Here is a 9,503-nt window from a genome sequence, read left to right as displayed (position 1 = left end):
GGACGGCTGCCTCGCCGCCGCTCTTGAACGGGATATAGCGGAACTCGGCGCCAGTGACGTCGGTAATCATCGAAACAAGGATCTGGTCGGTATCCTTCGACTGGCTTCCACCGAACTGGAGCGCCTTCGGCTTCGCTTTGGCCGCCTCGACAAAGGCCTTGGCGTCGGTGATCTTGGATTCGCCATTGACCCAGATCAGGAATTCATCGAGCGCGAGCGCGGCAACGGGTGTAAGATCCTGCGGCGCATAGGGGACGGACGCAACGCTTGGCAGGAGATATTCATTATTGGTGCCAAAGGTGAGCTTGTAGGGATCGCCCTTATATCCTGCCGCATAGACAAAGCCCTCCGCTCCGCTGCCGCCGCCCTTGTTGGTGACGACGACCGATGCGTCCATCAGCTTGTGCTTGGCGATGATCGATTGCACGGTTCGGGCGAAGTTGTCGGTTCCGCCGCCCGGCCCGGACGTGACCACGAATTCGACGGGTTTTGTCGGCTCGAAGGCCATTGCCGGCACCGCTGCGCTCGCAACGAGCAGCGTCAAGGCGATCTGTTTAAGCATGTCATTTCCTCCCTGTTGTTGAACCGATCCGCGTAAAAGCTCCTACCCTCGCGCATCGATCCGGTGTCATTTATCGGTGTTGTGCAAAATCCCTTGCTGATTATTCTGGCGCGCGGCCATTCTTGCGGCAAGAAGCACCGCTTCGCGTGAGGCTCCGACATCGGCCACGCCGCGCCCGGCAATATCGTAGGCAGTTCCATGGGCGGGCGTGCACAGCGGGAACGGCAATCCGCCCATCATCGTCACGCCCTTGTCGAAGCCCATCATCTTCATCGCGATCTGACCCTGATCATGGTACATGGTCAGCACGGCGTGGAAACCCTCCTTGAGCGCTCTGAGGAACACGGTATCGGCGGGGAACGGACCGTCCACGGCGTAGCCTTCGGACTTCGCCCGCGCCACAGCCGGCTCAATGATGTCGATTTCCTCCATGCCGAAGCTGCCGCCGTCACCGGCGTGCGGATTGAGCCCGGCGACCGCAATCTTCGGCGTATCAATTCCGGCAAGCCGCAGGCACTCAGACGTAAGCTCGACCTCGGCAAGGATTGCATCTTGGCTGAGATGGTCCGCAACCGCCTTGAGGGGGATATGCGAGGTCACGCGCGCGTTCCAGATTTTCTCCAATACGTTGAACTCGCGCATCTTTCCCTTGAACGAAAGCACGTCCGAGACAAAGCGTATCTCATCGTCATAGCCCGGATAGGCATAGCGCATCGCCTTCTTGTTGAACGGCGTGAAGCAGATGCCGGCAACCCGACCCTCGTCGGCCAGATGCAGCGCGAAACGGAAATTTTCCGTGGCAAACCGGCCGCCAGCCAAGGTAGCCTCGCCGCGCGTAACGTCGGCAGGGTCGAGATTGGCAAGGTCGACGAAAACGGGGCGCAAGGCGGGCTCGGTAGAGAAATCGTCGCTTCTCCGGTAGTCGACATCAAGATCAACGGCCGCGACCGCTGCACCTTCCTCCAGCATGCGCCGGTCGCCAATGACGACGAAATGGGCAGCGCTGCGCAACTCGGGCAGCGAAAGGATCTTTGCCGTCAGCTCGGCGCTGATCCCGCCAGGGTCACCCATGACCAAGGCAAGCACGGGCCGCGTTGCGACCGTCGTTGCTGCTGCGTCGCCTTTTGCCATGTAATTTCCTCCATCGTTCCTCTTGCCAAAGACATAAAGCCAATTTTTTGCAAGCGCAAGTATTTTGTATACAGTATTAAAAATAACGTATTCGTGGGGATATCATTTTGCCGCGAGCAATGCGAGAATGAAATTTGAGTGGCCCACGATCGGGGCGAAATAGATGGAGAAAACGACCATGGCGTCGGATGTCGTCGAGCACGGAGGACGTCGAACAGTCGCCACGATTTCCCGGCAGTCGCTGCATGGTGAAATTGTAACGCGGCTTCGCGACATGATTATCGAGGGCGATCTTCAGCCTGGGGAGCGCATCTATGAGAACCAGCTTGGTGAAGAACTCGGCGTTTCGCGCACCCCCCTGCGCGAGGCCCTGAAGTTCCTGGCCAGTGAGGGCCTGGTGGAACTGGTGCCGAGCCGTGGTGCGGTGGTTAAACGATTTTCCGCCAAGGACATCGAGGATATGCTGATTGTCCTGCGTTCGCTCGAGATGCTTGCCGGAAAAATCGCCTGCAGGCAGGCGAGCGACGAAGAGATCGCGCAAATTCGCGCGCTCCATGATGCAATGGTGCGCCACTACAAGGCGGGCGAACGGCTCGAATATTACAAGCTCAACCAACAGATCCATACAGGCATCGTGGCACTTGCGAACAATGCGCCGCTCGCCGAAGTCCATGGCTTGCTGCAATCGCGCGTAAAGCGCATCCGCTTTATCGGTCACGAAGGGGCCGAGCGCTGGGCGGGCGCCGTGGCCGAACATGAGCGCATCATTGCGGCCCTGGAACAACGCGATGCCGAAACCCTCGCCCAGGAATTGGACGTTCATCTGGTCAATGGCTGGGAAAGGGTAAAATCAGTCGTTTGAATGGTGGTGATGGGCGTGCTTGTCATCATCGATCGGCAGGTCAAGTCTGAATTCGCGCACAAGGTCTGCCACCTGCGCGGGGGTCAGGTAGCGCGGATTGAGATTTCTCAGCATCAGATAAAGCTTTGCGCCCTCCTCCAGTTCCTCGGTTGCAAAAACCGCAGCCTCGAGGGTGTCGCCGGCAACGACCGGCCCGTGATTTGACAAAAGCACAGAGGCATATTTGCCAGCAAGGCCGCGGATTGCATCGGCAACGGCCGGATCGCCTGGACGATAATAGGGTAAAAGGGCGATCTGCCCGGCGCGCATGAGACAATAGGGCGTCATCGGCGGCAATGCCGCGCGCGGGTCGATTTCCGGAAGCATCGACAAGGCGACAGCGTTGGTCGAATGCAGGTGGACGATGGCACGGGCAGCGCCGCGCGACTCGTAAAGGGCGTTATGCAGCGGAATTTCCTTGGTTGGCTTGTCGCCCGCAAGGTGGCGCCCGGCAGCATCAAGGTGCGATAGCCTTTCTGGATCAAGGAAACCGAGTGATGCGTTGGTCGGCGTGACGAGCCAGCCGCCATCATCGAGCCTTACCGAAATGTTGCCCGACGACCCGGGCGTCAGTCCCCGCTCGAACAGCGACCGCCCATAGCGGCATATATCTTCACGCAAACGCGCCTTCGACATCACGCTGTTTCTCCTTCAATCAGTTGAAAGCCAAGGTCGACGACCTGGGGCGGCGCATCATTGACGACAAGCTGCGCTGCAACCTGGCCGATCGTCACGCGCGGCGTCAAAAGGGTCGAAAGCCGTTGCGGGGTCGCCCGGCCGATATCGAGCCCGTTATAGCCGAGGATTGCAAGCTTCCCGGGAACCGTAATTCCATGCGAAAGACAATGAAAGTACCCGCCGAGCGCCATGTCGTCGTTGGAAAAATAAACGGCATCAAGGTCCGGGTTTCGGCCAAGCAGCAGCTTGAGGCCGGCCCTGCCATTTTCGACGGAGGAGGGTCCGGGATGAATGTGGCGCGCGCGAAGAGGAGCGCCGCCTTGAGCAAGCGTCTGGCAAAAGGTTGCATAGCGTTTGCCTGCCCGCGTGTCGCGGTCAAGATCGTGACCGACATAACCAATGCGCCGGTAACCGCGCTGCAACAGGAAACGCGCGCTTTGCCGCCCCGCCGCATGGTTGGAGAAGCCAACGGCAAGATCAAGCGCAATGCCGTCAATATCGAGCACTTCAACGATCCGGCAGTTGGCGGCACGCAGCATTTTGACGGTTCCTTGCGTATGCTCGTAACCGGCAAGCATGACTGCCGTGGGACGCCAGGCGAGCATTGAGGCGACAAGCGCCTCCTCCTTTTGCGGATCATAGTCGGTCACGGCGAAAACGGCCTGGTGGCGATGGGCCTCGAGCGTGGCACTTGCACCGCGCAAAACGTCGGTAAAAACGATATTCGAAAGTGACGGGACAACGAATGCGACGAGCCGTGAGCCCGCAGATGCCAGCGTTCCGGCGATCCGGTTCGGAACATAGCCGAGCCGTTCCACCGCCGCCATGACCCTGTCCTTCGTCTTGCCAGAAAACGAACCATGATTGCGCAGGACGCGCGATACCGTGCTTTCCCCGACGCCCGCCGCCCTGGCGACCTCGGCGAGGGTGACACCTTCCTGCTGTTTGAACTGCATGTTTCCTCGTCTGACCTGTCCGGGTTGTGGCACTCGGCGACCGGCGCATTCTCCCGTGTTTTCTCCAGTAATCAAGTTATTTTGGCAGCGCTACCAATTTACGGTTGGCAGCGCTGCCAAAATGCACTAGCCTTTTCTCTCCAAACCCTCGAAGGAGCCAAAGGCATGCCATCGTCGCCTGACACTGATAAGCGTACAGCCAGGATTGCAGTCATTGGCCTCGGCTCCATGGGCTTTGGCATGGCCAGATCACTGAAGCGTGCCGGCCTTGACGTTGCCGGCTACGACGTTGCATCCACGGCCGTTGACCGCTTTGTTGCGCAAGGCGGGCGCGGGGCGCAAACACCCGCCGATGCCGCGAAAAATGCCGACATCGTCGTTTCGGTCGTGGTGAATGCCGCGCAGACCGAGACGGTTCTGTTCGGGCCTGACGGCGTGACGCAGGCAATGCAGGCCGGGGCCGTCTTCATATCCTCGGCCACCATGGATCCGGCCATTGCCCGCGCCCTCTCCGGGCGTGTCGAAGCGCTGGGCTTTCACTATCTCGATGCTCCGATATCAGGCGGTGCGAAAAAAGCAGAGACGGGCGAACTGACAATCATGGCGTCCGGGTCGAAACCGGCTTTCGCGGCGGCCCGCCCTGCCCTCGATGCCATGGCCGCAAAGGTCTATGAACTCGGCGGCGAAGCGGGGATCGGTGCTGCGTTCAAGATGATCAACCAGTTACTCGCGGGCGTTCATATCGCCGCCGCATGCGAGGCTATTTGCCTCGCAGCCAAGCAGGGTCTTGATCTCGACAAGGTCTACGAGGTCATCACCGCATCGGCAGGCAATTCGTGGATGTTCGAAAACCGCGTTCCGCACGTTCTTGCTGGTGACTATACGCCGCTCAGCGCCATAGAGATCTTCGTCAAGGATCTCGGAATCATTCAGGACATGGCGCGCGGCGAACGCTATCCGGTGCCGCTGGCGGCGGCAGCATTGCAGATGTACCTTGCCGCCGCCGGTGCCGGCATGGGTCAGGACGATGATGCATCCCTTGCCCGCCTCTATGCAAAGCTGTCGGGCGCAAGCCTGCCTGTCGCGCCATAAACTTCCCGGAAACAGACATGCCGATATTTGCCGCAAATCTGACGATGATGTTCAACGAATGGCCGTTCCTCGATCGCTTCGACGCGGCGGCCGACGCAGGATTTACCGCGGTTGAATATCTTTTCCCCTATGAGGCTGCCCCAGAGGCGCTCGCCGAGCGGTTGACCCGCAACAATCTCACCCAGGCACTGTTCAACCTGCCTCCAGGCGAGTGGGCTGCCGGCGAACGCGGGATTGCCGCGCTTGTCGGACGATCTGATGAATTAAATTCAAATGTTGACCGGGCGCTCGACTATGCGGCGGCGACGGGTGTCAAGCGGCTCCACCTGATGGCCGGCATTGCTGATCCGGCTGACAGGCAGGCGCAGGCATGCTACCGGCGATCGGTTGCGTTGACAGCGGGCCGGCTTGCCGAACACGGGATCGACCTTTTGCTAGAACCCATAAACGCGCGCAACATGCCCGGCTATTTTCTGAACACGTTCGAATCTGCGGTTTGGATCATCCGCGATCTCAAACTCGAAAACCTCAAGCTGCAATTCGATATTTACCACCGCCAGATCATGCACGGCGATGTGACGATGTCGCTGCGAGACCTGATGGCGATGATCGGCCATATCCAGATCGCCAGTGTCCCGTCCCGTCACGAACCCGACGGCGAAGAATTGAACTATCCATGGCTCTTCGGCGAAATCGACCGGCTGGGCTACCGGGGTTTTGTTGGCTGCGAGTACAATCCGCGCGGCCATACACTGAACGGTTTGGACTGGTTCAAACCCTTTGCAAGGACGAGATCATGACCATATCGCTTGGATCGATCGCCGACGACTATACGGGAGCGTCGGATCTTGCCAATACGCTGACAAGGAATGGGCTGCGCACGGTCCAGACAGTCGGTATTCCCCAACCGTCGCTCGCCCTTCCCGATGTCGATGCTGTTGTTGTTTCTTTGAAGATTCGCTCGGTCGCTGCCAATGAAGCCGTCGCTTCGGCCATGACGGCCGAGGCGTGGCTGCGCCAAAACGGTGCCCGGCATGTCCTTTACAAGGTCTGTTCGACATTCGATTCAACAGCAGCCGGCAACATCGGACCGGTTACCGAAGCGCTCGCAGGCGCGGACGCTAAAACGGCATTATTGGTCACCCCGGCGTTCCCACAAACAGGTCGCACCGTCTACCTTGGTCACCTTTTCGTCGGTGAACAGCCTTTGAATGAGAGCCCGCTCAAGGATCATCCGCTCAATCCGATGCACGACGCAAATCTCGTGCGCGTGATGCAAGCCCAATCGATCGGCACTGTCGGACTTGTCGACCTTGCAACTGTTGCAGCCGGTCCGCAGGCTGTCAGGGAAAAGCTCGCCGCGCTTTATGCTGAAGGGTTTACCACGGCGATCGCCGATGCCGTTTTCGAGCGTGATCTTGAAACGCTGGGTGAAGTTGCGCTGGAGAACAGGGTTTCAACAGGTGCCTCCGGACTTGGCCTTGGACTTGCGCGGGCGCTGGCGCGGTCGGCCGAGGTGTCAGCGCGGTCGGGCGAAGATGCCGACGTAACACGCCCCGTAGGCGGCCCTGCCGCAATCATTGCCGGCAGTTGCTCCAAGATGACGCTCGCGCAACTCGCCTTTGCGGAACGATCGATGCCGGTGCTGCGCCTTGACCCGGAACGCCTCGTTAAAGGCCCCGACGAAGTGTCGGCGGCCATCTCCTGGGCGGGTGAACGAATGGCGGCGGGGCCGGTCGTCATCGCCGCAAGTGCCGAACCTGAAACGGTTTCGCGCCTACAATCGCGCTACGGGCGGGAAGCCTCGGGTCATGCGATCGAGGCCGCTACGTCGACCATTACTGCGGAGCTCGTCGCAAGGGGCGTGCGGCGCCTCGTTATTGCCGGTGGTGAGACGTCGGGCGCGGCCGTGGACAGGCTCGCCATTCCCGCGTTTTTAATCGGCCCCGAGATCGCGCCTGGCGTTCCGGTGCTGCGGACGATCGGCAACACACAAGGTGACATGCTCCTTGCACTGAAATCGGGAAATTTTGGAGGTGAGGATTTCTTTGTCGCGGCGCTTTCCATGATGCGCTGACCAAGAGGCGACCTCGAGAAGAATTCCAATCAAGAAAAAAGCCTGCCGCAATTTTTTCCCTGATCAGTGTCGGCATGGCTCACCGTTTGGCGTCCTTTGCACAGTTGCATTCGCGAGGAAGGAAAGCGGAATGAGAAAAGTAATCGTAGGCGCATTTGTCAGCCTTGATGGCGTCATGCAGGCTCCGGGGGGGCCGGAGGAAGATCCGATTGGTGGTTTCCAGTACGGTGGCTGGGTCGCGCCCTATTTCGACGAGACGATGGGCGAGGCAGTCGGCGCGATGTTTGCAAAGCCGTTTGATCTTTTGCTCGGGCGCAAGACATACGACATTTTTGCCGCTCACTGGCCCTATGTGGGTGCTGACGACCCGATTGGTCCATTGTTCGATCGCATTACCAAGTTTGTTGCAACGGGCAATGCGAACTTGAAGCTTGAATGGCAGAACAGCCAGACCCTTGGCTCCGATGTTGTTGCCACTATCGAGACGCTGAAAGAAGGCGATGGACCCGATCTTTTGACGCAAGGTTCGAGCGACTTTCTGCAGACGCTTTTCAAGAATGATCTGGTCGATGAGATCAATGTCTCGATCTTTCCGCTCGTGCTTGGCAATGGCAAGAAATTGTTCGGTGAGGGTACCACTGCGCGTGCACTGAAACTCGTCAATTCGAAAACGTTGGCAGGCGGCGTCACGATCAATAGATACATTCGCGGCGGCAAGGTCTTGACCGGTTCATTTGAATTCGAACGGCCGACCGAGGCGGAACTCGAACGGCGCAGGAACCTCAAGTGAGACGCAAATCGGGCAAGGGCGGTTCTTTGAAACGACCTCTCTTCTAAGGGACCATACCACGGCAGGCCCAGGCGACATTGGCAAAGGAGCGTGGGCCGTCGGCCCGGCCCGCCTCATATGCGTCGCGCACGGCGGCGTCGGTGCGCGCCCTCTCGACAGGTTCAAGCGCAGCCACATATTTACCAAGCGGCCCCTCGCCTGCGGCGATCGGCGTCCAATAGTCTTCAAAGCTCTGGTAATCCATGCGGATCATGAGCTGGGTCTCGGCAACGTCCACAAGACCCTGTTCGACAAACGTCCGTTTCATTTCGCCGGGCTGCATCATCGGCTGGAAGCAATAGCGAGCCCGTAACTGGCGCCCGCCTTCGCTGAGGGCTGCCACCGTATCAACCATCATGCGCATGCCGGGCATGCCGCCAAGATGATCCCAGACGGTGGCTGCGACCACGCCGCCCGGTCGCACGACGCGGCGCATTTCGGCGACCGCCCTGTCGGCCTCGGGCACGAAGTGGAGGACGAGCAGCGCCAGCGCGCGGTCGAACGTTGCATCGGCAAAGGGCAAGGCGCAGGCATCTGCCTGCTGAATTTTTATGCGCGGGTCGGTGTTGCGGCGGTTCGCCTCCGCCACGAAGACGTCCGAATAGTCGATCGCCGCAATCTCGCCGAGATTGCCGGTCCTTGCGAGCGCGAAGGTAAGGCTGCCGGTGCCGCAGCCGACGTCGAGGATCCGTTCGCCGTCGGCAAGGCCTGCAAAGTCAATGAATGGGAGGGCAAGCTTCTGGCTCCAGCGACCCATGAGTTGCTCGTAGCCGGCGGCATCGTTGACGTTGAAGCTTGAAGTCATCGAAGTCTCCCCATGCTGGCGTGAATTTTAGACTTCGACAGGGTGCTTGCCAAGGCTTTGGAGGAAAGGAGCATGTTGTCATCCTTCCTCTTTCCATTGACGGGGTGGCTCGCAACGGCGGGCTGACGTAACATCCACGTACTCAACCAAAGCGCAGCAAGAATTGCGGCGGAACGGGCGATTGGTGTCTTTGCCCGCCAGTTTTGTTTCAATTTCCGCAGCTGGCCGCGCTAGAAGAATTCGCTGAGGAACGCTGCCGCTTGATCCGAGATGCCGGCGATCTTGTTCGTTGGCTGACGATAGAATTTGAAATTGAGCTCAGTCCCGGGCTGGCCGTCGTCCCATTTGGTCAGATGTTTGAGCTCTGTTCGCCCCAACGGTCGCGTCGCGAGCGCGGTGGGCCTGATGGTGAGGTTCACACGCGGCGTTTGGCGGGCGATGCCGGGCTTTTTCGCGATTGCTTCGGCAGAAC

At 59.4% G+C, this 9,503-nt stretch carries 10 protein-coding genes and 1 pseudogene; 5 read left to right on the top strand and 6 right to left on the bottom strand.

What is annotated here, in order from left to right:
* Window positions 1-562: tripartite tricarboxylate transporter substrate-binding protein (locus AAAB35_RS16350; protein ID WP_340669351.1), on the bottom strand; the 562-nt coding region annotated here is incomplete at its 3' end.
* Between the two features lie 66 nt (window positions 563-628).
* On the bottom strand, window positions 629-1,693 hold the full coding sequence (locus tag AAAB35_RS16345) for a 4-hydroxythreonine-4-phosphate dehydrogenase PdxA (protein WP_340669350.1): 1,065 nt from the start codon (window positions 1,691-1,693) through the stop codon (window positions 629-631).
* A 178-nt stretch (window positions 1,694-1,871) separates the two neighbouring features.
* Between AAAB35_RS16345 and AAAB35_RS16340 the strand changes: the two genes are divergently transcribed.
* Window positions 1,872-2,555 carry a GntR family transcriptional regulator gene (locus tag AAAB35_RS16340; RefSeq protein ID WP_340669352.1) on the top strand — a complete coding sequence of 228 codons (684 nt, stop codon included), beginning with the start codon at window positions 1,872-1,874 and terminating at the stop codon, window positions 2,553-2,555.
* Here the strand turns inward: AAAB35_RS16340 and AAAB35_RS16335 are convergent.
* Both AAAB35_RS16335 and AAAB35_RS16330 read right to left on the bottom strand, forming a co-directional pair.
* Entirely contained in the window at window positions 2,544-3,230 is a 687-nt protein-coding gene (locus AAAB35_RS16335) for an aldolase (RefSeq protein ID WP_340669349.1), read from the bottom strand. The genes AAAB35_RS16340 and AAAB35_RS16335 overlap by 12 nt on opposite strands.
* Entirely contained in the window at window positions 3,230-4,228 is a 999-nt protein-coding gene (locus AAAB35_RS16330; protein ID WP_340669348.1) for a LacI family DNA-binding transcriptional regulator, read from the bottom strand. Before AAAB35_RS16330 ends, AAAB35_RS16335 begins: the two co-directional genes overlap by 1 nt.
* Before the next feature lie 165 nt (window positions 4,229-4,393).
* On the opposite strand from AAAB35_RS16330, the gene ltnD reads away from it, so the two are divergent.
* The 4 genes from ltnD (at window position 4,394) to AAAB35_RS16310 (ending at window position 8,187) form a co-directional block, all read left to right on the top strand.
* A complete protein-coding gene (ltnD, locus tag AAAB35_RS16325; protein ID WP_340669347.1) occupies window positions 4,394-5,320 on the top strand; it encodes an L-threonate dehydrogenase in 927 nt (308 codons plus the stop codon).
* 17 nt (window positions 5,321-5,337) lie between these two features.
* Window positions 5,338-6,120 carry a 2-oxo-tetronate isomerase gene (gene otnI, locus AAAB35_RS16320; RefSeq protein WP_340669346.1) on the top strand — a complete coding sequence of 261 codons (783 nt, stop codon included), beginning with the start codon at window positions 5,338-5,340 and terminating at the stop codon, window positions 6,118-6,120.
* On the top strand, window positions 6,117-7,397 hold the full coding sequence (otnK, locus tag AAAB35_RS16315; RefSeq protein ID WP_340669345.1) for a 3-oxo-tetronate kinase: 1,281 nt from the start codon (window positions 6,117-6,119) through the stop codon (window positions 7,395-7,397). The genes otnI and otnK overlap by 4 nt, the downstream gene beginning before the upstream one ends.
* Window positions 7,398-7,527: 130 nt before the next feature.
* Window positions 7,528-8,187 (top strand): dihydrofolate reductase family protein, encoded by a 660-nt coding sequence (locus tag AAAB35_RS16310; RefSeq protein WP_340669343.1) that lies wholly within the window; start codon window positions 7,528-7,530, stop codon window positions 8,185-8,187.
* 43 nt (window positions 8,188-8,230) lie between these two features.
* Here the strand turns inward: AAAB35_RS16310 and AAAB35_RS16305 are convergent, their stop codons facing one another.
* Together AAAB35_RS16305 and AAAB35_RS16300 are read right to left on the bottom strand one after the other, a co-directional pair.
* Entirely contained in the window at window positions 8,231-9,031 is an 801-nt protein-coding gene (locus AAAB35_RS16305) for a methyltransferase domain-containing protein (protein WP_340669342.1), read from the bottom strand.
* Between the two features lie 230 nt (window positions 9,032-9,261).
* Window positions 9,262-9,503: pseudogene (locus tag AAAB35_RS16300) on the bottom strand (hypothetical protein); the annotation flags it as partial.

Origin of the sequence: Phyllobacterium sp., from assembly GCF_037994425.1 — a bacterium.
Taxonomy (GTDB): Bacteria; Pseudomonadota; Alphaproteobacteria; order Rhizobiales; family Rhizobiaceae; genus Phyllobacterium.
The sequence above is the reverse complement of the archived record's forward strand: the minus strand, read 5'-3'. Positions and strand labels throughout refer to the sequence as shown.

Coding starts and splice junctions, on each gene's coding strand:
- AAAB35_RS16345 (WP_340669350.1), bottom strand. CDS start 1,693: ATGGCAAAAGGCGACGCAGCAGCAACGACGGTCGCAACGCGGCCCGTG.
- AAAB35_RS16340 (WP_340669352.1), top strand. CDS start 1,872: ATGGCGTCGGATGTCGTCGAGCACGGAGGACGTCGAACAGTCGCCACG.
- AAAB35_RS16335 (WP_340669349.1), bottom strand. CDS start 3,230: ATGTCGAAGGCGCGTTTGCGTGAAGATATATGCCGCTATGGGCGGTCG.
- AAAB35_RS16330 (WP_340669348.1), bottom strand. CDS start 4,228: ATGCAGTTCAAACAGCAGGAAGGTGTCACCCTCGCCGAGGTCGCCAGG.
- ltnD (WP_340669347.1), top strand. CDS start 4,394: ATGCCATCGTCGCCTGACACTGATAAGCGTACAGCCAGGATTGCAGTC.
- otnI (WP_340669346.1), top strand. CDS start 5,338: ATGCCGATATTTGCCGCAAATCTGACGATGATGTTCAACGAATGGCCG.
- otnK (WP_340669345.1), top strand. CDS start 6,117: ATGACCATATCGCTTGGATCGATCGCCGACGACTATACGGGAGCGTCG.
- AAAB35_RS16310 (WP_340669343.1), top strand. CDS start 7,528: ATGAGAAAAGTAATCGTAGGCGCATTTGTCAGCCTTGATGGCGTCATG.
- AAAB35_RS16305 (WP_340669342.1), bottom strand. CDS start 9,031: ATGACTTCAAGCTTCAACGTCAACGATGCCGCCGGCTACGAGCAACTC.